Genomic DNA, 22,820 nt, shown 5'->3' with positions numbered 1-22,820 from the left:
CACGAAGACGTTGCGGCTGATGAAGTGGCAGAAGCTGACGCCGCGCAGGTTGACGCTGACGAAACCGGTGAAGCCGAAGAAGACGCAGCGCCCCGTGGTCGTGTGCTCAAGGTCAAACGCGCCGACATCGACCGTGCCATCGCCGAAGGCGAGCTGGAAGAGGTCGAAGAAGACGCGCCTGCGGTTCTGGAAGAGCCTGAGAAGCCCGCCCTGCGTATCCAGCGCGACCCCGAATCGACGCTCTCTGACGAGGATGAAGAAGATCTGGCCCGCGAGCTGGCCGAGCTTGAGGCAACATTGTCCTCCGCCGCTGCCGATACGCTGACCGACGCGTTTGAGGACGCCGAAGAAGCTGTCGCCGATGAGGACGACGCGCCCGAAGAAGAGACCGCCGAGGAAGACTTGCAGGAAGACACGGCCCAGGAAGAAACCCTCGACATTGATGTTTCCGAGGATGACGCCGAAGAGGTACAGGCCGAGGTCCAAGCCGAAACCGCGGCAGAGCCCGAAGCCGAAGCCCCCAAAGCCGCCCCGCAACGCCGCAGCCTGCCAACGCTCGATGCGGACAGCGGCCCGGATATGAACCGTCTGCTGGCGGAAACCGACAACCAGATGGACGAACCCGAAGCCGCCACACGCCGCGACGCGATCACCCATCTGCGCGCCGCCGTGGCCGCGAAAAAGGCCGATATGGCCCTTGGTGCGCCCGATGCTGCGGAACGCGAAAACAACGCCTACCGCAGCGATCTGGCCGAGGTGGTCAAACCACGCCGCCCCGCGTCGACCACGGCCCGCACCGAACGCCCCGCCGAACCGCGTCCTGCCCCGCTGAAGCTGGTAGCGGCACAGCGGATCGACACGGACCAGCCGCGCAATGTGGCCCCCGTACGCCCTCGCCGCGTGGCCGCAGTGGCCCCCGCGCCGGTGCCGCAAGCCGGTGGCTTTGCCGAATTCGCCGAGGAAATGGGCGCGACCCAGCTTCCCGACCTGCTGGAGGCGGCCGCGGCCTATATGGCCTTTGTCGAAGGCATGGACGATTTCTCGCGTCCGCAGTTGATGAACACCGTACGCCAAGGCGGTGCCGAGGATTTCAGCCGCGAGGAAGGTCTACGCTCCTTCGGTCAGCTGCTGCGCACCGGCAAGCTGCAAAAACTGGAAGGTGGCCGCTTCAAGGCTTCCGAACAGATCGGGTTCCAACCCGATGCACGCGCCGCTGGCTAAGCGGGCAAGAAATGACAACCGAAACGAAAAACGGCCCCCGAGGGGGCCGTTTTTTTATGCGATAATGATGGTGTGCAAGCCTATACGACGTGCAGGCGAAACGGGTTATTCTGCGTCGTGATCCGCGTTCGGATCCGCCTGACCGATCCCCTTGAACACAAATTTGAACGGGATCGCCCAGACCACGCCAAGCGCGATATAGATCACCAGTTCGATCCAGAAGGGTGGCCGGTCAAACAGCGACACGGTGACCACCGCCGCAATGATATAGAGCGGCAGACCAATCAGCAGAATGACCAGCGCCCACCGGCGGCGTGCTTTATATCCAAGGGCCATTGTGTCGTCCTTTCATCACGTGCCAAGGGCCCCGAAGGGCCCCGGCGTGTCAGATCAATCGGCGAAGGGGTCGGTGACCAGAATCGTGTCTTCCCGCTCTGGCGAGGTGGACAGCAGCGCCACCGGGCACTGGATCAGCTCTTCGACGCGGCGCACATATTTGATCGCGTTCGCGGGCAGATCGGCCCAGCTGCGCGCGCCTTCGGTGCTTTCGGACCAACCGGGCATTTCCTCGTAGATGGGGGTGCAGCGGGCTTGCTGGTCGGCCGCTGTGGGCAGATAGTCCAACTGCTCCCCGTCCAGCTCGTAGCCGGTGCAGATCTTGAGCGTTTCAAACCCGTCCAGCACGTCCAGTTTCGTGAGCGAGATGCCGGTGACGCCGCTGGTCGCGCAGGTCTGGCGCACCAAAGCCGCATCGAACCAGCCACAGCGACGCTTACGCCCGGTGGTGGTGCCGAATTCATGGCCCCGCTCGCCCAAACGCTGACCGTCCGCATCATGCAGTTCGGTCGGGAATGGGCCTTCGCCGACGCGGGTGGTATAGGCTTTGACGATGCCCAGCACATAGTTGATCGCGCCCGGTCCGATGCCGACGCCGGTCGCCGCCTGCCCTGCAATCACGTTCGACGAGGTGACGAAAGGATAGGTGCCAAAGTCGATGTCCAGCAGCGCACCCTGCGCCCCTTCGAACAGGATACGCTTACCAGCCTTGCGCTTTTCGTTCATCACCTTCCAGACAGGTGCTGCGTATTCAAGGATCTTCGGTGCGATCTCTTTCAGCAGTTCAACCAGCCCGTCGCGGTCGATGGCTTCGACGCCCAGACCCTTGCGCAGCGGATCATGGTGCTGCAACGCGCGGTCGACGCGGGCTTCAAGCGTGGCTGTATCGGCCAGATCGGCGACGCGGATGGCGCGGCGGCCGACTTTATCCTCGTAGCACGGTCCGATGCCGCGACCGGTGGTGCCGATTTTGGTGCCCTTGGACGCGGCCTCTTCGCGGGCGCGGTCGAGCTCGCCGTGGTAGGGCATGATCAGCGGTGTGTTTTCCGCGATCATCAGCGTTTCGGGCGTGATCTCTACGCCTTGGGCGCGGATCGTCTCGATCTCTTTCAGCAGGTGCCACGGGTCCAGCACAACACCGTTACCGATGACCGAAAGCTTGCCGCCGCGGACAACGCCCGAAGGTAGCGCGTGCAGCTTGTAGACCTTGCCGTCGATGACCAATGTGTGGCCCGCGTTATGGCCGCCCTGAAAACGCGCGATGACATCGGCCCGTTCGCTGAGCCAGTCCACGATTTTGCCTTTTCCTTCGTCGCCCCATTGGGCGCCTACGACTACGACGTTGGCCATGAAGATATTCCTTTAACAGTTCAAATAACCGTGCAAACCCGTGGAGGTATAGCGACGACCGTCGGGGACCGAAACTGTAAAATGCAGCCAAAACGCCGCCGCGTCATTTTTCTGGGCATTTATCAGCTTGGGGCCGTGAAACTTCGCATCGGGCCATAGACTTTGCCTGGGCTGCACCGATATTCCATGCCGGATCAAAGAAGGAAGTACCGCAGATGGGATTCATCATACGTTGGGCCTGCGCCTTTGTCTTGCTGGCCGCGACCTTTAACCCGACGCCCTATAACTATGTCACCTGGGCGCAGCGATACGGGCATATGAACCTGTCCATCGCGGTGCTGCTGGGGCTTTTGCTGTTCATCGGCTACGTGATCTATCTCCGCGCGACGCTGCGCTCTATCGGCGGGCTGGGGATGCTGCTGGTGCTGGCGTTGGTGGGGTCAAGCCTCTGGGTGCTTTATGATCTGGGCATTCTGCGGCTGGACAACCGCAGCTTTAACCTCTGGCTCGGCCTTGTCGCGTTGAGCTTTGTGTTGGGCATCGGCCTCAGCTGGAGCATCTTTCGCAGGGCGGTATCCGGTCAGGCAGACGTGGACGATGTGGAAACCTGAGGCGGCTTTCACACGGGCTTTCCGCCCAAGCGGCACCGCGGGTGCCAATCCTCCCTTGCCCCCATAGGCAAACTTGCCTAGACACGCCCAAAGTCCAAAACGCAGAGCCGTAGGTACCCATGGAAAATGTAGTCCTGATTGTCCATCTCATTCTGGCCCTTGGCCTGATTGCAGTCGTGTTGCTGCAACGGTCCGAAGGGGGCGGCCTTGGCATGGGCGGCGGCGGTGGCGGCGGGGCCGTTTCCGGTCGTGCAGCAGCCACGGCTATGGGCAAACTGACCTGGGTTCTGGCCGCGGCCTTTATTGTGACCTCGATCACGCTGACCATCATCGCGGCTGAAAAATCCGCCGGTTCTTCGGTTATCGATCGTCTGGGCGGCACGCCACCCGCGCTGAACCAGGGTGACGCACCAGCGCTGCCCGATGCCGACGCGCTGCTGCCACCGACACCTGCGGAAAATACACCGCAAGTGCCGACTGCGGATTAATCCAGACACTACAACAGCTTGAGGTTGGGCCAAGATACGCAACAGGATGTTGCGGCTTGGCCTTGCTTTTTCCATCCGAATCCTGTTAGGCTTAAGTCCCGTGATGCTGCGGTTTTCCGCAGCTCAATTGCTTGGCTTTTGCCGCATCAAATCTGAACTCACGGGGGCCTTCATCACATGGCACGCTATATTTTCATCACCGGTGGTGTGGTTTCCAGCCTTGGCAAAGGCCTTGCCTCTGCGGCGTTGGGGGCCTTGTTGCAAGCGCGCGGATACTCCGTCCGTCTGCGCAAACTGGACCCCTATCTGAACGTCGATCCCGGCACGATGTCGCCCTTTGAACATGGCGAGGTTTTCGTCACCGACGATGGCGCCGAAACCGATCTGGATCTGGGCCACTACGAACGCTTTACAGGCGTGGCCGCGCGCAAGACGGATTCGATCAGCTCGGGCCGGGTCTATTCCACCGTGCTCGAGAAAGAGCGGCGCGGCGACTATCTGGGCAAGACCATTCAGGTGATTCCCCACGTCACCAACGAGATCAAGGATTTCCTGCACGTCGGCGATGACGAGGTCGACTTTATGCTGTGCGAAATCGGCGGCACCGTCGGCGATATCGAAGGCCTGCCCTTCTTCGAAGCGATCCGCCAGTTCAGCCACGACAAGCCGCGCGGCCAGTGTATCTTCATGCATCTCACCCTGCTGCCCTATCTCGCGGCCAGCGGCGAGCTGAAGACCAAGCCGACGCAACACTCCGTCAAGGAACTGCAAAGCATCGGGATCGCGCCCGATATTCTGGTCTGCCGCTCCGAACACCCCATCCCCGAGAAAGAGCGCGAGAAAATCGCCCTGTTCTGTAACGTCCGCAAAGAGGCCGTGGTCGCGGCCTATGACCTGAAAACCATCTATGACGCGCCGCTGGCCTATCATGCGCAGGGTCTGGATCAGGCCGTGCTGGATGCTTTCGATATTTCCCCCGCGCCCAAGCCCGAACTATCGGTCTGGCGCGATGTCTCTGACCGCGTGCACAACCCCGAAGGCGAAGTGAACGTCGCCATCGTCGGCAAATATACCCAGCTGGAAGATGCCTATAAGTCGATTGCAGAGGCGCTGACCCACGGTGGCATGGCCAACCGCGTCAAGGTCAAGATCGACTGGGTCGATGCCGAGGTCTTTGATCAAAGCGATGATGTATCGGCCCACCTCGAAGGGTTCCACGCGATCCTCGTGCCCGGCGGCTTTGGCGAACGCGGCACCGAGGGCAAGATCAAGGCGGCGCAATATGCCCGCGAGCAGAAAGTCCCCTATCTGGGGATCTGTCTGGGCATGCAGATGGCCGTGATCGAAGCCGCGCGCAACGTGGCCGGTCTGACAACCGCCGGCTCGGAAGAATTCGACCACGAATCCACCGGCAAGAAACGGTTCGAGCCCGTGGTCTACCACCTTAAGGAATGGGTGCAGGGCAACCATAAGGTTGAACGCAAGGTCGACGACGACAAAGGCGGCACCATGCGGCTTGGCGCCTATGACGCGACGCTGAAAGAAGGGTCGAACGTGGCCAAAGTCTATGGCACCACGTCCATCGACGAACGTCACCGCCACCGCTACGAGGTCGATACCGCCTACCGCGAGCAGCTTGAAAAAGCGGGTCTTACCTTTTCGGGGATGTCGCCCGACGGCATGCTGCCGGAGATCGTGGAATGGTCCGATCACCCGTGGTTCATCGGTGTGCAGTTCCACCCCGAACTCAAATCCAAGCCCTTTGATCCGCACCCCTTGTTCAAGGATTTCATCCGCGCCGCCAAGGAAATGTCGCGGCTGGTCTGACCCTCGCGAAAGGCGGCCAACGGCATGCTCAGCTACCAACATATCTACCACGCCGGCAATCTGGCCGATGTTCACAAACACAGCCTGCTGGCGTGGATGTTGGGGTATCTGACCCGCAAGGACAAACCGCTGTCCTATATGGAAACCCATGCCGGGCGCGCGCTGTATGACCTGTCCGACACGCCCGCGTTAAAAACAGGCGAGGCGGCACAGGGCATTGGCCGCGTGCGCGGCTGGTTCGACGATGCGCATCCTTACGCACAGGTGCTTGACCAGATCACCGCTGAACATGGCGCAGACGCCTACCCCGGTTCGCCCCTGCTGGCGGCCAAGCTGCTGCGCGACAGCGACAGCATCCATCTGGCCGAACTGCACCCCGGCGAACATGCCGCCCTTGATTTGGCGATGTCGCCCTATGACGTCAAATGCCACCACCGCGACGGGTTCGACATGGCTTTCGCCCTGACCCCGCCCACCCCGCGCCGTGGCCTGATGCTGATCGACCCCAGCTTCGAGATCAAGACAGACTACGCCGATATCCCGCGCCACATTGGCAAGCTGGCGCGCGCGTGGAACGTCGGCATCATCGCACTATGGTATCCCATTTTGACCAATAAAGCGCATCAACCGATGCTCAGCACGCTGATGGGGGCCCACCCCGAGGCCCTGCGTCACGAGGTCGGCTTTGCCCCTGCGCGCCCCGGTCACGGGATGGTCGGGTCAGGCATGTTCGTGCTGAACCCGCCCTTTGGGCTAAAAGAAGAAGCGGCCCGTCTGGCGGCCAAGCTCAAAACCCTACCCCGATAAGGAGCCCCCGATGCCCAAAGGTTACTGGATCGCTAACGTCGACGTGCATGATGCCGAAGTCTACGACAAATACCGCGCCGCCAACGCCAAGCCCTTTGCCGATTTCGGGGCGAAGTTTCTGGTGCGTGGGGCCGCGCCCGACATCCGCGAAGGCACGTCGCATCCGCGCATCGTGGTGATCGAATTTGCCTCGCTGGCCGATGCGGTGGCCTGCTATGAAAGCGAGGGCTATCAGGCGGCCAAGGATATCCGGTCCTCCGTCTCTGATGGGAATCTGGTCATCGTCGAAGGGTATGACGCCTGAGGCCGCGACAGGCCCCTCGCCTGCCCCTGCGGCATTGCGCTTTTTATACATCACCCCTTTGCGAATATGGGAAAAACGGAACGCTGCGCGCGGAATTGGGTTAGCCTCATGTGCCCGCAAGGATAAAGAGTTGCCATGTTTGAACGTCTATTCCCCCGCCGCAAGCCGGACCCCAAGCCGCTGCCACAGCCGACCCCCCAGCTTGCCCTTGGCGCGTTGCTGGTGCGTGTGGCATTGGCCGACCGCACCTACCGCGCTGCCGAAGTGGGGCAGATCGACCGCATCCTCGCGCAGACCTTTGGCCTGAAACCGATCGAGGCCGCGAAACTGCGCGCCACCTGCGAAGCGCTGGAACGCCACGCCCCCGGTACGCCCGAATTCGCCCAGATCCTGCGCGAGGAAGTCCCCTATGAGGACCGCAAGGCGCTTGGCGATGCGATGTGGTCTGTGGCGCTGGCCGATGGCGCACGTGACGACGACGAAGAGATCCAGCTGCTGGCCATTGAAACCGCGCTTGGCCTCAGCGACGCCGACATGACCGCCGCCCGCGAAAAAGCGCTGAACGCTTTGTGACCTTGGCCTTGCGCCGCAACCGCTCTATATCACGCCCATGTTCGCAGAATTCATCAAACGGCTGACCCAGCCTGATCCCGCCCAGCTTCCCGATGGGGATGCCCGCCTTGCGCTGACCGCGCTTTTGGTGCGCATCGCCAAGTCGGATAATGAATACGCCCCGTCCGAGCGCGCGCGCATCGACCAGATCATCGCGAAACGCTATGCGCTGGACGCAGATGGCACCGCCTCCCTGCGGGCAGACGCCGAAGCGCTGGAGGCCGAAGCCCCCGATACCGTCCGCTTTACCCGCGCGATCAAGGATGCCGTCCCCTATGACGACCGCCTTGCCGTGATCAAAGCCCTGTGGGAAGTTGTGCTGGCTGATGGCAGCCGCTCTGACGAGGAAAACGCATTGCTGCGTTTGGTGGCCAACCTGCTGGGGGTCACAGACACCGACAGCGCCATCGTGCGCAAGCAGATTGAAGACAAAGACTAGTTTACGCGCAGGCGGTGAATTTACGCGGGGTCAACCGTTGAATTATTGGGCGAAACCCAAGTTCTGGATTGCAAATCCCCCTTAAAATCACCTTAACTTGCTGCGGAATGCACAATAAGGCAGCACAGTGACAGATCAGCCCCCCGTTATTGAGATCAACAATCTTCACAAGGCGTATGGCCCTTTGGAGGTGCTCAAGGGGGTGTCGGTCAAGGCCCCGCGCGGGCACGTCATCTCGCTCATCGGGTCGTCCGGCTCCGGGAAATCGACGCTGCTGCGCTGCTGCAACCTGCTGGAAGACAGCCAAGAGGGCGATCTGCGTTTCAACGGCGAGGCAGTCACCTGGAAAGGCAGCGGCCACCACCGCCGCCCTGCCGATCCAAAACAGGTGCTGCGCATCCGCACAAATTTGTCGATGGTGTTCCAACAGTTCAACCTGTGGTCCCATATGACGATCCTGCAAAACGTGATGGAGGCCCCGCTGACCGTCCTGCGCCGCGACCGTGCCGAGGTTGAGGCCGCCGCGCGGGCCTATCTCGACAAGGTGGGCATCGGCGATAAATGCGATGTCTTTCCGGCGCAACTGTCGGGCGGCCAGCAACAGCGCGCCGCCATCGCACGCGGGCTGTGTATGGAGCCCGAAGCATTGCTATTCGACGAACCGACCTCGGCGCTGGACCCCGAGCTTGAGCAAGAGGTCGTCAAAGTCATCAAGGATCTGGCCGCCGAAGGGCGGACCATGATGATCGTAACCCATGATATGAAACTGGCGGCCGATGTCTCGGATCACGTCGTGTTCCTGCATCAGGGTTTGATCGAAGAACAAGGGGCCCCCGAAGACCTGTTCGGCGCCCCTAAATCAGAACGTCTGCGCGGGTTCCTCTCGGCCACTCACGCAGAGTAAAACCACCTAAAAACAATAAACTGGGAGACTTCAAAAATGAAAACACTCGTTCTTGCAACCGCCGCACTGGCGCTGAGCACCGGTTTCGCCATGGCAGACGCCCACGGCAAGACCATCCGCATGGGGACCGAAGGGGCCTACCCTCCCTATAACTTCCTGAATGACGCGGGCGAAGTAGACGGCTTTGAGCGCGAAGTCGGTGACGAGCTCTGCGCCCGTGCCGAGCTGACCTGCGAATGGGTCACCAACGAATGGGACAGCATCATCCCGAACCTGACATCGGGCAACTACGACACCATCATCGCCGGTATGAGCATCACCGACGAGCGTGAAGAAGTGATTGATTTCACACAGAACTACTTCCCGCCCGCGGCGTCCGCCTATGCGGCGAAATCGGCGGATGCCGATGTGATGGGCGGTGTTGTTGCAGCGCAGACCAGCACGATCCAGGCCGGTCACGTGGCTGAATCCGGTGCCACCCTGCTGGAATTCGCCACCTATGATGAAACCGTCGCAGCCGTGAACAATGGCGAAGCGGATGCGGTTTTCGCCGACAAGGACGCGCTGGTCCCCACGGTCGAGGAATCCGGCGGCGAGATGGTCTTTGTCGGTGATGACGTGCCACTGGGCGGCGGCATCGGCCTTGGCCTGCGCGAAAGCGACACAGAGTTGAAAGCGAAGTTCGACGCCGCGATCCAGTCCATGAAGGACGATGGCAGCCTGAACAAGCTGATCATCAAATGGTTCGGCGAAGACGCCAATACATTCTGATCATGATCGGGGCGGCGCAGATGCCGCCCCTTTTCTCTGCCTGCCGATCTGATTAAAGACCCAAATCCAGACGCCCGCCAAAGGGCGCATACCACCGGGACATTCCGCCATTTTTGCCTGCACCGACCCAGAAACGCTTTCCGGCCTGTCGTGGCTGACGTGCTACCTGACCACGGGCAAGCATTTGGCCTTTTATGGTGCATTCGGCACCGTCTTGCTGCTGCTCGCCATCACCGCCCCCGCAGCACTTGCCTTTGGCTTTGGCGGCGCGATGGCCGCGCGGTCACCCTTTGCGCCGCTGTCATGGCTGGGCCGCGCCTATATCGCCATTGTGCGGGGCGTGCCCGACATCGCCTTCTTCCTGTTCTTCGTCATCGCGCTGGATCAGGGCATCGAATACCTGCGTCACAAGGTGAAATGCCCCGACTGGGATCAACCGATCCGTCAGGGCAGCGACTTTATCGTCTGTCAGGCCGCCAAGATGCCACTTGGCAACTCTGCCCAATGGGTCCACGAGGCCTATGGCTTTTCGCTCGCGGTGCTGACCTTTGCGATCGTTTTCGGGGCCTTTGCCGCCAATGTGCTTTATGGCGCGATGCGCGCTGTGCCCCGCGCCCAGATCGAGACCGGCGAGGCGTATGGCATGACCCCGCGCCAGACGTTCTGGCGTATCCTTGTGCCGCAGATGTGGGTCTATGCGCTGCCCGGTCTGGGAAACCTGTGGATGGTGCTGATCAAGGCCACCCCACTGTTGTTCCTGCTGGGCGTCGAAGACATCGTCTATTGGGCGCGTGATCTGGGCGGAGCCAAGACCCCGCGCTTTACCGATTACCCCCATCCCGACTGGCGCATGTGGTATTTTCTGGCGCTGCTGGTGTTCTACCTCTGCTTTACCCGTGTGTCTGAAATCGTGCTCGACCGGCTGATGCGCCGTCTGACCAAGGGTCAGGCCACCGCCGGCGGCGAAGCACAGCGAAAGGCAGCGGCATGACCTGTTGGGAAACAATCCAATCCTACGGGCTGCGCTCGCTTGGCTATGGCGAACGGCTGCTGCCGCGCAGCGACTTTACGCTATGTGACCAGTTCACCCTGATCGGGTCGGGCATGATCTGGAACGTCTACTACGGTTTTTTCGCGCTGGTCAGCGGCTTCCTGCTGGCGACGGCGCTGGCCGTGGCCAAGGCCCACCCCAGCCCTTGGCTGCGCAAACCGGCCGAATGGTTCATCTTCCTGTTCCGCGGCTCGCCCTTGTTCATCCAGTTCTTCTTTGGCTATTTCCTGTTCCTTAGCCTAAAATCTGTGCACCCGTTCTTTGATATGTTCACCTCTGCGTGGCTTGGGGCGCTGATTGTTCTGTTCTTCAACACCTCTGCCTACTCGGCCGAGATCTTCTATGGCGCGCTGCAATCCATCCCCAAGGGCGACACCGAAGCCGCCGATGCCTACGGCATTTCCGGCTGGCCGCGATTCAAGCGCATCATCTGGCCCACCATGCTGCGGCTGGCATGGCCCGCCTATACAAACGAGGCGATCTTCCTGTTTCATGCGACAACGCTGGTGTTTTTCACCGGTTTTCCGGCGCTGCAACAACGCGGGGACGCGCTGTATTACGCCAGCTATTTCGCGGATAAGACCTTTAACCCGTTTATCCCCTACCCCATTCTGGCGGGCTACTTCATTTTGCTGACGCTGGTGATCATCGCCATCTTCGGGCTGATCAACCGCCGTCTGAACCGCCATGTGCCTCAGGCTGCGGTGCGGAAAATTCGCTTGCGTCTAAATCTGATCCGGTAGTATCTGTTTTTTGATCAAATTATTTAGCGCGTGGGCGCTACCCCCGGTTTTCACGTTGTAAGAACGCCGTTCATGCCCGCCGCTTGCAAGGTGTGATATGAAAAACTGGCTCCGCAAACATCCTCAGGTCCGCACAATCCGTGTGGCCGCCGCCGACCTCAATGGTCAGGCCCGCGGCAAGCGCATCCCCACGCGCTTTGCCGACAAGGTGGTAGAGGACGGCACGCGCTTTCCCATGTCGGTGCTGAACCTCGATATCTGGGGCGAAGACATCGACGACAGCCCGCTGGTGTTTGAAAGCGGCGATGCCGATGGCATCCTGCACCCGACCGAACGCGGCTTTCTGCCAATGCCCTGGCTTGATGCGCCCTCGGCCCTGCTGCCGATCTGGATGTTCCACGAGGACGGACGCCCCTATGGCGGCGACCCGCGCCATGCCCTGCGCGCGGTGGTCGAACGCTACAAGGATCGCGGGCTGACGCCGGTCTGCGCGGTCGAGCTTGAGTTTTTCCTGATCGACGATTCGGGCCGCAAACTGCAGGTGCCGCTGTCGCCGCGGTCGGGCAAACGCCGCAAGGCCGCTGAAACCCTGTCGATCCGCGCGCTGGATCAGTTCGATGAATTCTTCACCGATCTTTATGACGCCTGCGAAGAGATGGACATCCCCGCCGATACCGCCATTTCCGAAGCGGGTCTGGGCCAGTTCGAGATCAACCTCATGCATTGCGACGACGCCCTGCGCGCCGCCGATGATGCCTGGCTGTTCAAGATGCTGGTCAAGGGCCTCGCCCGCCGCCACGGCTTTGCCGCAAGCTTCATGGCGAAACCCTACGAGGATTACCCCGGGTCGGGCCTGCACACGCATTTCTCGGTGCTCGACAAGAACGGTAACAACGTCTTTGACGACGGCGGCCCCCAAGGCACGGCGATCATGCGTCACGCTGTGGCGGGTTGTATGAATGCCATGGCCGGTTGCGCGCTGGTCTTTGCGCCCCATGCCAACAGCTTTGACCGTATGGTGCCCGGTGCCCACGCGCCCACAGGGATCTCTTGGGCCTACGAGAACCGCACCTCCTCCATCCGTATCCCGTCCGGCAGCCACAAGGCGCGGCGGATCGAACACCGTGTGTCGGGCGGCGACGTGAACCCCTATCTGATGCTGGCCGCCGTGCTGGGTGCCGCGATGAACGGCATCGAGGACGGGGCAGAGCCCCCCGCCCCGATCACCGGCAACGCCTATGCCGCCGACCTGCCGCAAATCCCCGGCGACTGGAAATCCGCGATCGACGCCTTCGAAAACTCCGCCGAGGTAAAGCGCATCTTTGCCCCCGAAATGGTGCGCAACTTTATCCTCACCAAGCGCCAAGAGCTGCATTATATGCAGGAACTGACCCCGCAAGAGCAGGTCGAAATCTATCTGGACACGGTGTAATGAGATGCCCCCTATGAAAATCGGTATCCTTCAAACCGGCCACTCCCCCGACAATATGAAAGACGCGCTTGGCGATTATGGCGATATGTTCGTCAAACTGCTGGGCGGGCACGGGTTCGACTTCCAGATCTGGTCCGTGGTCGATGGCGACTTCCCCGCCTCGGCGGTGGATGCGGACGGCTGGCTGATCACCGGATCGAAACACGGTGCCTACGAGGATCACGACTGGATCCCCCCGCTGGAACAGCTGATCCGCGCCATCCGCGAGGCAGGCCGTCCGCTGGTCGGCATCTGCTTTGGCCACCAGATCATTGCACAAGCCCTTGGCGGCAAGGTCGAGAAATTCGCCGGCGGCTGGTCCGTCGGCCGCACCGAATACACCATCGACGGAGAGACCCTGGCCCTGAATGCCTGGCATCAGGATCAGGTCACCCAACTGCCCGAAGGGGCCAAGGTGGTCGGCGCTTCCGACTTCTGCGCCAACGCGGCCCTGCTGTATGATGATCACATCTGGACCATCCAGCCCCACCCCGAATTTACCCAAGACTTTATCGACGGGCTGATCCGCACCCGCGGCAAGGGCGTCGTGCCCGATCACCAGCTTCAGGCGGCTTCCGCCCTGCTGGACGCCCCCACCGACAATGCAAAAATCGCCGACCATATTGCAGATTTCCTCAAGAAAGAGAGATTATGATGTCCGACTGGCTTGAAGAGCTTCCCCCGCAGCACGCGAATATCTGGAGGGCAAGCGGCTCGACGAAGTTGAATGTATCATCCCCGACCTCCCCGGCATCGCACGCGGCAAAGCGGTGCCCGCCACAAAATTCGCACGGCAGGAATATTTCCACCTGCCCGACAGCATCTTCTACCAGACCATCACCGGTGAATGGGGCGACGCCGCCGGTGCCGACGGGTTCATCGAAAAAGACATGATCCTGCGGCCCGATATCTCGACCGCGACCGCCGCCCCCTGGACCGGCGACTGGACACTGCAAGTGATCCACGACGCCTTTGACCGCGACGGCAATCCGGTCGAATATTCGCCGCGCAATGTGCTGAAACGCGTTGTCGATCTTTATCGCGCGCAAGGGTGGGAGCCGGTTGTCGCCCCCGAGATGGAATTCTTCCTGGTCGCGCGCAACCTCGACCCCGCGCATGAGATCAAACCGATGATGGGCCGCTCGGGCCGCCCTGCTGCCGCGCGTCAGGCCTATTCCATGACCGCCGTCGATGAATTCGGCCCCGTGATCGACGACATCTACGACTTTGCCGAAGCGCAGGGGTTCGAGATTGACGGTATCACCCAGGAAGGCGGCGCGGGCCAGCTCGAGATCAACCTGATCCACGGTGACCCCGTGCGGCTGGCCGACGAGGTATTCTATTTCAAGCGTCTGATCCGCGAAGCCGCCCTGCGCCACGATTGCTACGCGACCTTCATGGCGAAACCCATCGCCAACGAACCCGGCAGCGCCATGCATATCCACCATTCGGTGCTGGATGCCACGACGGGCAAGAACATCTTCTCCGGCCCGCAAGGCGGCGAGACGGACGCGTTTTACCACTTTATCGCCGGCATGCAGAACCACATGCCCGACGCGCTGGCGGTCATTGCGCCCTATGTGAACAGCTACCGGCGCTACGTCAAAGACCATGCCGCGCCGATCAATCTGGAATGGGGCCGCGACAACCGCACCACCGGCATCCGCGTGCCCCTCTCCGGCCCCGCGTCACGCCGGGTCGAGAACCGTCTCGCCGGGATGGACTGCAACCCCTACCTCGGCATCGCCGCCTCGCTCGCCTGCGGCTATCTGGGCCTGATGGAACAGAAAAAGCCCAAAGCCGAATTCAAGGGCGACGCCTATGACGGCGACGGGGATATCCCGCAGGTGCTGGGATCCGCGCTGGATCTGTTTGAAGAGGCCACAACCCTGCACGAGGTGTTGGGCCCCGAGTTCGCCCGCGTCTACGCCATCGTCAAACGCGCGGAATACGAAGAGTTCCTGCATGTGATTTCCCCGTGGGAACGCGAGCACCTGTTGATGAACGTCTAGGCCCGCCGCACCCGCGGGAGCCTTCGGCGAGGATTTAAGACCATTTGGAAGCGGCCAAGGGGGCCGATCTGCAATGAACCTGCTATACGCAAACGACGCGCCGGGGCGCTATCCAGACAGCTGGTACGCCGCGACCGCAACCCCGACCGATGCCTACCCCACGCTCAAGGGCGATCAGCGCGCGGATGTCTGCGTTGTGGGGGGCGGCTATACGGGCCTGTCGGCGGCGTTGCATCTGGCACAGGCCGGTCGCCGCGTCGTGCTGGTCGAGGCGCAGCGCGTGGGATTTGGGGCCTCGGGGCGCAATGGCGGGCAATTGGGCAGTGGTCAGCGCGTCGAACAGGACACGCTGGAAAAGATGGTCGGACGCGACGCCGCAACGCGACTATGGGATCTGGGTCAGGACGCCAAAGCGCTTGTCAAAAGCCTGATCAAGACCCATCACATCGATTGCCACCTCAAGCCCGGCGTCGCCTGGACCGCCAGTTCTGCCGGTGACGTAGAGCATCTGCACGCCTATGCCGGCGTCTTGCAGGACCGCTATGGCTACGACCAGATAGAGGTGTTGGACCGCGACGCGCTGCGCAACGTCTGTGCGTCGCCTGCTTATCGCGGCGGTATTCTGGATATGGGGGCCGCGCATCTGCATCCTCTCAACCTCGCCCTCGGGCTGGCACGGGCGGCGCAGGCGGCAGGGGTCGAGATCTATGAACGCAGCGCCGTGCATCACATCACCGAAGGCAGCCCCGCCACTGTGCAGACCGATGGCGGGCGGGTGACGGCGGACCATGTGATCCTGGCCTGCAACGGCTATTTGGGCGGGTTGAACCGCAAGGTCGCGGCCAAGGTCATGCCGATCAACAACTTTATCGTCGCCACCGAACCCTTGGGCGACCGCGTGAAAGACGTGCTGCCCCGGGATGTCGCCGTGGCCGATAGCAAATTCGTGGTGAATTATTTCCGGCTCAGCCATGATGGGCGACTGCTGTTCGGCGGCGGCGAAAGCTATGGCTACCGCTTCCCCAGCGACCTCGCCGCCAAGGCGCGCAAACCCATGGGCCAGGTTTTCCCCGCGCTGCGCGACGTCAAGATCGACTACGCCTGGGGCGGCACGCTGGCGATCACCATGAAACGGCTGCCCTTTCTGGCCCGCGTGACCCCTAACATCCTGTCGGCTTCGGGCTATTCCGGCCACGGCGTCGGCACCGCGATCCACGCAGGGCAGCTGATGGCCCGTGCGATCCAGGGCGATGGCGACGGCTTTGATACGATGAGCGCCCTGCCCACGCCGACCTTCCCTGGCGGCGGCGCGCTGCGCAGCCCGCTGCTTGCGCTCGCCATGAGCTGGTTCAGCCTGCGCGACCGGCTAGGAATATAGTCACAAAACATTCATGAAGCGGAACGGGGAAAAGGCTTGGTCCCATAGACGCATTGTTTTACCATTCTGAAAACAAACATTCAGGATATTGAAATATGACCCTGCCCGACATGCACAGCGCCGAAGCCATTCCCGACACAGCCCGCGCCGAGATAGAGCAGCTGTTGCAAAGCGGCGATCTGTTTCGCTACACCGCTGCGGCCGATGCGCCGGTGTCCCTGCTGGAGGCCGAGTTTGCGCAGATGATGGGCAGCCGCTATGCGCTGGCGGTGTCGTCCTGCTCTGCCGCGCTGTTTCTGTCGCTGCTGGCGCTGGACCTGCCGCAGAACGCCAAGGTGCTGATCCCCGGCTTTACCTTCGCGGCCGTGCCCTCTGCCGTGATCCACGCCCATTATACGCCGGTGCTCTGCGAGGTCGGGGAAAACTACCGGATCGATATGGCGGATTTCGCCGCCAAGCTGCCGGGTGTCCACGCCGTGATCATCAGCCACATGCGGGGCCATACCTCGGATATGGATGCGATCATGCAGCTGTGCGATGCCGCAAACGTGCCGGTGATCGAGGATGCGGCCCATTCGCTCGGCACCCTATGGCACGACCGCAAGATCGGCACCATCGGCAAGATCGGCTGCTTTTCCTTCCAGTCCTACAAGATGGTCAACGCGGGCGAAGGCGGCATCCTGATCACCGACGACGCCGATCTGGTGGCCCGCGCGATCATCATGTCCGGTGCCTATGAACACAACTGGAAGAAACACCCCGGCATCGCGGATGCCTGCGCGCGCTGGCAAAACAAACTGCCGCTTTATAACCTGCGTCTCAACAACCTGTCAGCGGTGTTGGTGCGGGCCCAACTGGCCGAACTGCCCCGCCGTGTGGCCGACGGGCTGCGCAACCATGACTACGTCGCGGCCAAGCTGAACGCCGCCCCCCAGATCGACGTCCCCGCCCCGCTGGCCCCTGAAACCCGCGCGCCGGATTCCATCCAGTTCAATCTGGTCGGGCTGGACGATGCCGCCATCCGCGCCTTTGCCGAAGCCAGCGCCAAGGCCGGCGTCAAGGTTCAGGTCTTCGGCCAAAGCACCGACAACGCGCGCGCCTTCTGGAACTGGCAGTTCATCGAAGACCTGCCCGACCTACCCCGGACCCGCGCCATGTTGATGACCGCCTGCGACGTGCGCCTGCCCGTGCAACTGCAACCAGCCGAGCTCGACGCGATTGTGAATGTGCTGCTCGGGGCGCTGGCGACGGTGACGAAATCCGCCGCGGCCTGAGGCTTCATTTTGCCAGATAAACTCCCGCCGGAGGCATCCGGCAGACACACCAAAGCCCACCCGTCAGCGGGTGGGCTTTAACCGTTCAAACGGGGGCCAAGCGCCGTCACTTCAGCTTGGAGAGTTTCTCCTGCAGCTCGGCGAGTTGTTGTTTGATCGCATCCAGACTTTCGGCGTCATCGCCCTTGGCGCTGGCGGGGCGCTGGTCGGTCTTGCCCATGCCGTTCCAAGGCGTCGGCATATTGCCGGTCATCGCCTTCATGAACGCCTCTTGCTGGGCCTGCATGACCTCGAAACCGGGCATCTTCGCCATCGGGTTGATCGTGTTCATGTTCTCAAGCACCCGCGCCTGACCGTCGCGCAGCATGTCAAACGATGTCTTGAGGAACTGCGGCACAACGCTCGCATCGGGGGACATATAGCTGCGCACAAGATCGTTCAGCACATCCACGGGCAGCACGGATTCACCGCGGCTTTCGTGTTCGGCGATGATCTGCAGCAGATATTGGCGGGTCAGATCGTCGCCTGATTTCAGGTCCACAATCTGCACCTCGCGCCCGTCGCGGATAAACCCCGAGATATCATCCAGCGTCACATAGTCACTGGTTTCGGTATTATACAGGCGGCGGCTGGCATATCGTTTGATAAGCAGGGGCTTGACTGTTTCGGTCACGGTAGATCCTTCCCAAATAGCATGCTGCATTGCAGCTTAGGGCAGCTTAAATGAAAAAGATAGGTGCCACAAAAAAGGGCAGACCGCAAAGTCTGCCCTGATCAATCTTTACCTGAACCAAAGGCCGGTGCGATTACTTCGCAGCGGCTTTCTTTGTGGCGGCTGTCGCGTCGGATGTCGCTTTTTTCACAGCAGCGGTTGCTTCTTCGGACATGTCTTTGCCCGCAGCCATCATCAGCTCGACTGTGTCCATCTGGACCTTCTTCGCGATTTCAGCGAAAGCGGCCATATGCTCGGACGCGACTTCAGCAGAGGCCGAGGTGAACTCGGTCATTGCTTTGGCGTAATCTGCTGGCTCTTGCTTGGCTTTCGACATCTCGGACATTTTTGCCAGAGTGTCTTTTGTCCATTTGCTGGAAATCTCGGCGGATTTCTCGGCAGCGTTCAGCGCTACGCCGGACAGCTTTTCGTTCAGTGTCGCGGTTGTTTTGAACGCGTCGTTCATTGCGGATGTGTCAACTGGGAATGCACCCATCATGTCTTTCATCATCGCGGCGAAATCTGGTGTCTTCGTCATGGTAAACTCTCCTTCTGGGGTCAAGCGGCGTCTACCGCTACGTTATGACTACCCCATAGATAGATGCTGCAGTGCGGCATTGCAAGTTTTTTCTGCAATGCAGCATCAGGCCATTTCAGCCCACCGCCCCATAAAAAATTGACTAATCAGATCAGCCCCTTGCCTTGCGCACCACATAGGTACCCGGGGCTTCGCCAAGGGTATCACGGCCCTTTTCACCCGGAATACGGGCATCGACTTTCCCGTCAGAGCAATTCTCGAGCCACGCGCCCCAGCGGGGCCACCACGACCCTTCGTGGAACTTTGCCCCCTCCAGCCAGTCCTCGTGATCCAGCGACAGGTCGTCGTTTGTGTAGTGGCCGTATTTGCCTTTGCTCGGCGGGTTCACGATCCCCGCGATATGGCCCGATTGGGTCATCACAAAGGTCTTGTCCGCGCTGCCCATCATGCGCACGCCGCGATAGCTGTCTTTCCACGGCGCGATGTGGTCGGTCTCGCAGCCGATGGCGATCAGCGGCACATCGATATCCTCCAGCTTCAGACGATGACCCAACAGTTCAAAGCCGCCCTCGACCAGCTTGTTCTGCTGGCAAAGCCCGCGCAGATACTCCATCGCCATGCGCTGCGGCAGGTTCGCCCCGTCACCGTTCCAATAGAGCAGATCAAAGGCCGGAGGCGTGTCGCCCAGCATATAGCTTTTGATCGCGGGCCCATAGACCAGATCATTCGACCGCAAGAAAGAGAACGTTCGCGCCATGATGACCGAAGGCAGAATCCCCTTGTCCTTGGTCTCTGCCTCGATCCCGTCGATAAAGTCATCGGTCAGGAAGGGCTGGAACTCCCCCTGATCGGAGAAATCGGTGAGCGCGGTAAAGAAGGTCGCGGATTTGACGGATGTATCGCCGCGCTGCTTCATCAAGGACAGCGTCAGCGACAGCGTGGTCCCTGCGATGCAATAGCCTACGGCGTGCACCTGTTCCTGCGCCGTGATCTCCTTGACCTCGCGGATCGCGGTCAGGAACCCGTCCTCGATATAGTCGCCCATGCCGATGTCACGATGACTTTGGTCCGGATTGACCCATGACACCATAAACAGCGTATAGCCCTGATCCACGATCCATTTCACCAGACTGTTCTGGGCCTTGAGATCAAGGATATAGAATTTATTGATCCAGGGCGGGAAGATCACGATCGGCGTGGCATCGACCTTTTCGGTGCTGGGGCTGTATTGGATCAGCTCGAACAGCTTGTTGCGATAGACGACCTTGCCGGGGGATGTGGCGATGTTGCGGCCCAGTTCAAACGCGCTTTCATCGGCCAGCCGCACGATCAGCTCGCCGTTATTCGCCTCCAGATCGGCAATCAGGTTCTCCAGCCCGCGGATCAGGCTTTCGCCCTCGGTCGCCACAGCGCGCTCCAGCGCATCGGGGTTGGTGGCCAGAAAGTTGGTCGGGCTCATCATGTCGATGATCTGGCGGCTGAAGTATTGCAGCCGTTTTTTTTCATGCGGGGCCAGATCGGCCACATGATCCACCGCTTGACCCAAGGCCTCTGCGTTGATCTGGTACTGCTGTTTGACAAAGTTGAAATAGGGGTGCGATTTCCACAGCGGGTTGGCAAAGCGGCGATCCTCGGGCGAGGTATCTTCCGGCGCGGCCAGCTTGCCTTTGGCCAGCGCCTGCTGCGCCTCCATAAAGTGGCCGACGGATTTGCTCCAGTAGGACACCTGCTGTTCGATCATCTTGGCGGGGTTCTGTACGGCTTCGGTCCAATAGGACGCGGCGGCCTTTGCAAACAGCTCTTGATTCGGGCCGTCCAAACTCGCCTGATGCGTGTCCCGCCCGACCATGATCTGCGACAGCCGCGCGCCAAGCGCTTCGACCTTTCGCAGGTTTTCCTCCATACGTTCCTGTGCCTTGGAGCTCTCTGCGTCGGTCTTGGTTGTTTTTATTGTCATGCTAACCGTTCCTCCCTATGTTTGCACCTGCAGCATCGCGCCGACCTTTGGGGGAGGGTCTGACAAGATGCCGGGCACAAGGCCCCCAACAGGAGACCCCTTACATGAAGTATATGGCATCTTACGATTTAATGGAAACGATGAGAAACACCAACCAGTGGCTGGGTGCCACGGCGTTGGCGATGGCATCGTATCCCGCTTTTGCCGCCATCCCGAACCCTGCGCTGAACTGGATGGCCGCATGGGGCGAAGTGACCGAACGCAGCTTTTCGCGCATGGTGGTCAAACCTGATTGGGATATCCCCCCCGCCGTGGGCGTTGATGGTGCGGACCATCCCGTCCTGATCGAGAAAGAGCTGGAAGGTGCCTTTGGCGATCTGGTGCATTTCGTCGTACAGGGCCGCGATGCGCCCAAGCGCAAGATCCTGCTGGTCGCGCCCATGTCGGGCCACTATGCGACGCTGCTGCGGTCGACCGTCATCAGCCTGATTCCTGACGCGGACCTTTATATCACCGACTGGCACAACGCCCGCGACATCCCCGTCAGCGCCGGCAAGTTCGACGTAGAGGACTATACCCTGCGGCTCGTTGACTATATGCGCCATCTGGGCCCCGACGTGCATGTCATCGCGGTGTGCCAACCCGCCCCGCTGACCCTCGCCGCGACCGCCTATCTGGCGGAACAGGACCCCAAGGCGCAGCCAAGCTCGCTCACATTGATCGGCGGCCCCATCGACACCGCGGCCAGCCCGACAGAGGTGACGGATTTCGGTCACCGCGTGAATATGAACCAGCTGCAAGAGATGATGATCCAGCAGGTCGGCTTCCAGCACCAGGGCGTGGGCCGCAAGGTCTATCCAGGTCTGCTGCAGCTGAATTCCTTTATCACGATGAACGCCGAAACCCATGCCAAGGCCTTCCGCGACCAGATCATGCGTGTCGCACAAGGGGTGGCGGGCGACCACGACAAACACAACAAGTTCTACGACGAATACCTCGCCGTGATGGACATGCCCGCTGAATTCTACCTCTCCACCGTGCAGCGGATCTTCAAGGATAACGAGATCGGCACCAACAGCTTCTCGATCAAGGGTCAGCCCGTGGACATCGGCAAGATCACCGATGTCGCCGTCAAAACGGTCGAGGGCACCAAGGATGATATCTCGGCCCCCGGTCAATGTATCGCGGCGCTGAACCTCTGCACCGGCCTGCCCGACGACAAAAAGGCAAGCCACCTCGAAGACGGCGCAGGGCACTACGGGATCTTTGCCGGCAAAAGCTGGCGCGAGAATATCCGCCCGCTGGTGCTGAAGTTCATCGACGACAACCAGCGCACGGCCAAGGCGACAGCCCCCAAGGCCCCTGCGGCCCCGGCCAGCGCGGGTAAAACCTCGATCCCCGCACAGAAGTCGACGGCATAATGCCCGCCGCGCCGCGTGACCTGCCCTTTGCCTGTGCCTGCGGCACGGTCAAAGGGACCCTGCGCGGCGTGACACCCGCGCGCGGCAGCCACGCCCAATGCCACTGCATCGATTGCCGCGCGGCCGAGGTCTACCTCGACCAGCCCGACCCCGCGCCACGGGCGATCCAACTGTTCCAGACCACCCCCGACAGATTCCACTTCGATCAGGGTTTCGACAAATTGTCGGTGTTTTCCTTCGGGGAGACAAATCTACTGCGCTGGTATGCCTCTTGCTGTGGCACGCCGATGTTCAACACGCTGCGCAAGCCCAAGCGCGCCTTTGCCAGCATCATGACCCGCACCCTGTCCGACCCTGCCCCGCTTGGGCCGATCGTCGGCACCGGCTATATCCCGACGCCCTCGGGCAAGCTGCGGAACGAAGGGCTGCCACGGTTGATCTGGGGGGCGCTGTCGCGGGCGGCCGGGGCCAAGGTGACAGGCCGCTGGAAGGTGAACCCCTTTATCGATCCGGACACGGCAACGCCCAAACGCCCCGTGCATATCGTTCCGCGTGACCAGCGCAAGGCGATCACCGAGGCGCTGCGCTAACCC

Annotated in this window: 23 protein-coding genes and 1 pseudogene; 19 read left to right on the top strand and 5 right to left on the bottom strand. The window is 61.2% G+C overall.

Features of this window, described 5'->3' with window-relative positions; genetic code table 11:
- Positions 1–24: 24 nt before the first annotated feature.
- Positions 25–1,221: a hypothetical protein gene (locus SJY36_RS05745; RefSeq protein ID WP_386173563.1), complete on the top strand. Its 1,197-nt coding sequence runs from the start codon at positions 25–27 to the stop codon at positions 1,219–1,221.
- Between the two features lie 105 nt (positions 1,222–1,326).
- Here SJY36_RS05745 and SJY36_RS05740 read toward each other — a convergent pair whose 3' ends face one another.
- Positions 1,327–1,557 carry a DUF2842 domain-containing protein gene (locus SJY36_RS05740; protein ID WP_005852473.1) on the bottom strand — a complete coding sequence of 77 codons (231 nt, stop codon included), beginning with the start codon at positions 1,555–1,557 and terminating at the stop codon, positions 1,327–1,329.
- A 54-nt stretch (positions 1,558–1,611) separates the two neighbouring features.
- Positions 1,612–2,907, bottom strand: coding sequence for an adenylosuccinate synthase (locus SJY36_RS05735; RefSeq protein WP_005852471.1), 1,296 nt, complete (start codon positions 2,905–2,907; stop codon positions 1,612–1,614).
- A 215-nt stretch (positions 2,908–3,122) separates the two neighbouring features.
- On the opposite strand from SJY36_RS05735, the gene SJY36_RS05730 reads away from it, so the two are divergent.
- The 16 genes and pseudogenes from SJY36_RS05730 to SJY36_RS05655 all read left to right on the top strand — a co-directional run bounded on the left by SJY36_RS05730 (position 3,123) and on the right by SJY36_RS05655 (position 17,599).
- Entirely contained in the window at positions 3,123–3,518 is a 396-nt protein-coding gene (locus SJY36_RS05730) for a DUF6524 family protein (RefSeq protein WP_005852469.1), read from the top strand.
- Between the two features lie 119 nt (positions 3,519–3,637).
- On the top strand, positions 3,638–4,006 hold the full coding sequence (gene secG / locus SJY36_RS05725; protein WP_005852467.1) for a preprotein translocase subunit SecG: 369 nt from the start codon (positions 3,638–3,640) through the stop codon (positions 4,004–4,006).
- Positions 4,007–4,183: 177 nt separating this feature from the next.
- Complete coding sequence (locus tag SJY36_RS05720) at positions 4,184–5,833, top strand: CTP synthase (protein ID WP_005852465.1); 1,650 nt, start codon at positions 4,184–4,186, stop codon at positions 5,831–5,833.
- A gap of 24 nt (positions 5,834–5,857) precedes the next feature.
- A complete protein-coding gene (rlmJ, locus tag SJY36_RS05715) occupies positions 5,858–6,640 on the top strand; it encodes a 23S rRNA (adenine(2030)-N(6))-methyltransferase RlmJ (protein WP_386173560.1) in 783 nt (260 codons plus the stop codon).
- A 10-nt stretch (positions 6,641–6,650) separates the two neighbouring features.
- Positions 6,651–6,944: a DUF1330 domain-containing protein gene (locus tag SJY36_RS05710; protein ID WP_005852461.1), complete on the top strand. Its 294-nt coding sequence runs from the start codon at positions 6,651–6,653 to the stop codon at positions 6,942–6,944.
- Positions 6,945–7,079: 135 nt separating this feature from the next.
- A complete protein-coding gene (locus SJY36_RS05705; protein ID WP_005852459.1) occupies positions 7,080–7,517 on the top strand; it encodes a TerB family tellurite resistance protein in 438 nt (145 codons plus the stop codon).
- A 37-nt stretch (positions 7,518–7,554) separates the two neighbouring features.
- On the top strand, positions 7,555–7,995 hold the full coding sequence (locus tag SJY36_RS05700) for a TerB family tellurite resistance protein (protein WP_005852457.1): 441 nt from the start codon (positions 7,555–7,557) through the stop codon (positions 7,993–7,995).
- 127 nt (positions 7,996–8,122) lie between these two features.
- Positions 8,123–8,899, top strand: a complete 777-nt coding sequence (locus tag SJY36_RS05695; RefSeq protein WP_278425299.1) for an ABC transporter ATP-binding protein — start codon at positions 8,123–8,125, stop codon at positions 8,897–8,899.
- A 36-nt stretch (positions 8,900–8,935) separates the two neighbouring features.
- Positions 8,936–9,670 carry a transporter substrate-binding domain-containing protein gene (locus SJY36_RS05690; protein ID WP_005852453.1) on the top strand — a complete coding sequence of 245 codons (735 nt, stop codon included), beginning with the start codon at positions 8,936–8,938 and terminating at the stop codon, positions 9,668–9,670.
- Between the two features lie 109 nt (positions 9,671–9,779).
- A complete protein-coding gene (locus SJY36_RS05685; protein ID WP_081781238.1) occupies positions 9,780–10,661 on the top strand; it encodes an ABC transporter permease in 882 nt (293 codons plus the stop codon).
- Complete coding sequence (locus SJY36_RS05680; RefSeq protein WP_005852449.1) at positions 10,658–11,464, top strand: ABC transporter permease; 807 nt, start codon at positions 10,658–10,660, stop codon at positions 11,462–11,464. The genes SJY36_RS05685 and SJY36_RS05680 overlap by 4 nt, the downstream gene beginning before the upstream one ends.
- 97 nt (positions 11,465–11,561) lie before the next feature.
- On the top strand, positions 11,562–12,896 hold the full coding sequence (locus tag SJY36_RS05675) for a glutamine synthetase family protein (RefSeq protein ID WP_005852447.1): 1,335 nt from the start codon (positions 11,562–11,564) through the stop codon (positions 12,894–12,896).
- Positions 12,897–12,909: 13 nt separating this feature from the next.
- Entirely contained in the window at positions 12,910–13,590 is a 681-nt protein-coding gene (locus SJY36_RS05670; RefSeq protein ID WP_074635612.1) for a type 1 glutamine amidotransferase, read from the top strand.
- Positions 13,590–14,947, top strand: a pseudogene (locus SJY36_RS05665) (glutamine synthetase family protein). The gene SJY36_RS05670 and the pseudogene SJY36_RS05665 overlap by 1 nt, the downstream one beginning before the upstream one ends.
- 73 nt (positions 14,948–15,020) lie before the next feature.
- A complete protein-coding gene (locus SJY36_RS05660; protein ID WP_386173556.1) occupies positions 15,021–16,325 on the top strand; it encodes an NAD(P)/FAD-dependent oxidoreductase in 1,305 nt (434 codons plus the stop codon).
- Between the two features lie 95 nt (positions 16,326–16,420).
- Positions 16,421–17,599, top strand: coding sequence for a DegT/DnrJ/EryC1/StrS family aminotransferase (locus SJY36_RS05655; RefSeq protein WP_386173554.1), 1,179 nt, complete (start codon positions 16,421–16,423; stop codon positions 17,597–17,599).
- A 106-nt stretch (positions 17,600–17,705) separates the two neighbouring features.
- Here the strand turns inward: SJY36_RS05655 and phaR are convergent, their stop codons facing one another.
- The 3 genes from phaR to SJY36_RS05640 all read right to left on the bottom strand — a co-directional run bounded on the left by phaR (position 17,706) and on the right by SJY36_RS05640 (position 20,806).
- Positions 17,706–18,272, bottom strand: coding sequence for a polyhydroxyalkanoate synthesis repressor PhaR (gene phaR, locus SJY36_RS05650; protein ID WP_005852439.1), 567 nt, complete (start codon positions 18,270–18,272; stop codon positions 17,706–17,708).
- A gap of 133 nt (positions 18,273–18,405) precedes the next feature.
- Positions 18,406–18,849, bottom strand: coding sequence for a phasin family protein (locus SJY36_RS05645; protein WP_005852437.1), 444 nt, complete (start codon positions 18,847–18,849; stop codon positions 18,406–18,408).
- 151 nt (positions 18,850–19,000) lie between these two features.
- A complete protein-coding gene (locus tag SJY36_RS05640; RefSeq protein WP_386173552.1) occupies positions 19,001–20,806 on the bottom strand; it encodes a PHA/PHB synthase family protein in 1,806 nt (601 codons plus the stop codon).
- 104 nt (positions 20,807–20,910) lie between these two features.
- On the opposite strand from SJY36_RS05640, the gene phaZ reads away from it, so the two are divergent.
- Together phaZ and SJY36_RS05630 are read left to right on the top strand one after the other, a co-directional pair.
- Complete coding sequence (gene phaZ / locus SJY36_RS05635; RefSeq protein ID WP_064217447.1) at positions 20,911–22,227, top strand: polyhydroxyalkanoate depolymerase; 1,317 nt, start codon at positions 20,911–20,913, stop codon at positions 22,225–22,227.
- Positions 22,227–22,817, top strand: a complete 591-nt coding sequence (locus SJY36_RS05630) for a DUF6151 family protein (protein WP_386173550.1) — start codon at positions 22,227–22,229, stop codon at positions 22,815–22,817. Before phaZ ends, SJY36_RS05630 begins: the two co-directional genes overlap by 1 nt.
- Positions 22,818–22,820 lie beyond the last annotated feature (3 nt).

Source organism: Sulfitobacter sp. R86518 (assembly GCF_042466275.1).
GTDB lineage: Bacteria > Pseudomonadota > Alphaproteobacteria > Rhodobacterales > Rhodobacteraceae > Sulfitobacter > Sulfitobacter pontiacus.
The sequence above is the reverse complement of the archived record's forward strand: the minus strand, read 5'-3'. Positions and strand labels throughout refer to the sequence as shown.

What these genes read in the sequence shown, in the direction of transcription:
- SJY36_RS05740 (WP_005852473.1), bottom strand. Translation starts at nt 1,557, where the DNA reads ATGGCCCTTGGATATAAAGCACGCCGCCGGTGGGCGCTGGTCATTCTG.
- SJY36_RS05735 (WP_005852471.1), bottom strand. Translation starts at nt 2,907, where the DNA reads ATGGCCAACGTCGTAGTCGTAGGCGCCCAATGGGGCGACGAAGGAAAA.
- SJY36_RS05730 (WP_005852469.1), top strand. Translation starts at nt 3,123, where the DNA reads ATGGGATTCATCATACGTTGGGCCTGCGCCTTTGTCTTGCTGGCCGCG.
- secG (WP_005852467.1), top strand. Translation starts at nt 3,638, where the DNA reads ATGGAAAATGTAGTCCTGATTGTCCATCTCATTCTGGCCCTTGGCCTG.
- SJY36_RS05720 (WP_005852465.1), top strand. Translation starts at nt 4,184, where the DNA reads ATGGCACGCTATATTTTCATCACCGGTGGTGTGGTTTCCAGCCTTGGC.
- rlmJ (WP_386173560.1), top strand. Translation starts at nt 5,858, where the DNA reads ATGCTCAGCTACCAACATATCTACCACGCCGGCAATCTGGCCGATGTT.
- SJY36_RS05710 (WP_005852461.1), top strand. Translation starts at nt 6,651, where the DNA reads ATGCCCAAAGGTTACTGGATCGCTAACGTCGACGTGCATGATGCCGAA.
- SJY36_RS05705 (WP_005852459.1), top strand. Translation starts at nt 7,080, where the DNA reads ATGTTTGAACGTCTATTCCCCCGCCGCAAGCCGGACCCCAAGCCGCTG.
- SJY36_RS05700 (WP_005852457.1), top strand. Translation starts at nt 7,555, where the DNA reads ATGTTCGCAGAATTCATCAAACGGCTGACCCAGCCTGATCCCGCCCAG.
- SJY36_RS05690 (WP_005852453.1), top strand. Translation starts at nt 8,936, where the DNA reads ATGAAAACACTCGTTCTTGCAACCGCCGCACTGGCGCTGAGCACCGGT.
- SJY36_RS05680 (WP_005852449.1), top strand. Translation starts at nt 10,658, where the DNA reads ATGACCTGTTGGGAAACAATCCAATCCTACGGGCTGCGCTCGCTTGGC.
- SJY36_RS05675 (WP_005852447.1), top strand. Translation starts at nt 11,562, where the DNA reads ATGAAAAACTGGCTCCGCAAACATCCTCAGGTCCGCACAATCCGTGTG.
- SJY36_RS05670 (WP_074635612.1), top strand. Translation starts at nt 12,910, where the DNA reads ATGAAAATCGGTATCCTTCAAACCGGCCACTCCCCCGACAATATGAAA.
- SJY36_RS05660 (WP_386173556.1), top strand. Translation starts at nt 15,021, where the DNA reads ATGAACCTGCTATACGCAAACGACGCGCCGGGGCGCTATCCAGACAGC.
- SJY36_RS05655 (WP_386173554.1), top strand. Translation starts at nt 16,421, where the DNA reads ATGACCCTGCCCGACATGCACAGCGCCGAAGCCATTCCCGACACAGCC.
- SJY36_RS05645 (WP_005852437.1), bottom strand. Translation starts at nt 18,849, where the DNA reads ATGACGAAGACACCAGATTTCGCCGCGATGATGAAAGACATGATGGGT.
- SJY36_RS05640 (WP_386173552.1), bottom strand. Translation starts at nt 20,806, where the DNA reads ATGACAATAAAAACAACCAAGACCGACGCAGAGAGCTCCAAGGCACAG.
- phaZ (WP_064217447.1), top strand. Translation starts at nt 20,911, where the DNA reads ATGAAGTATATGGCATCTTACGATTTAATGGAAACGATGAGAAACACC.
- SJY36_RS05630 (WP_386173550.1), top strand. Translation starts at nt 22,227, where the DNA reads ATGCCCGCCGCGCCGCGTGACCTGCCCTTTGCCTGTGCCTGCGGCACG.